Source organism: Marinimicrobium sp. UBA4509 (genome assembly GCF_002388575.1).
GTDB classification, from domain to species: domain Bacteria; phylum Pseudomonadota; class Gammaproteobacteria; order Pseudomonadales; family Cellvibrionaceae; genus Marinimicrobium; species Marinimicrobium koreense.
In genome coordinates, this window is the sequence record NZ_DGMV01000003.1 from 360 (window position 1) to 644 (window position 285).

The 285-nt window shown below is 58.6% G+C and carries 1 protein-coding gene; it reads left to right on the plus strand.

Annotated features, from left to right (window positions below; translation table 11 throughout):
• The coding region (locus B3520_RS00090; protein ID WP_286874955.1) for a mercuric transporter MerT family protein at window positions 1-135 on the plus strand (135 nt) is incomplete at its 5' end.
• Between the last annotated feature and the right edge of the window lie 150 nt (window positions 136-285).

The following is a 285-nucleotide window of genomic DNA, read 5'->3' on the forward strand; positions in this document are numbered from 1 at the left end:
GCACAGGATTGCCAGCCGGGCGAGGTCTGCGCAGTGCCGCAAGTGCGCACCGCTTATAAGGTCGCTTTCTGGGTCGTCGCGCTACTCATACTGACCGCACTGGCGTTCCCTTTCGTCTTACCGCTGTTTTACTGAGAGCTGATCCACCCTGCTGACTGAGAGACCATACACTATGAAAAAGTCCCTGATCGCTGCCGTACTGTTCACGCTATTCAGCCTGCCCGCACTGGCGGCGCAACAAACCGTTACCTTGTCCGTTCCCGGCATGACCTGTTCGGCCTGCCC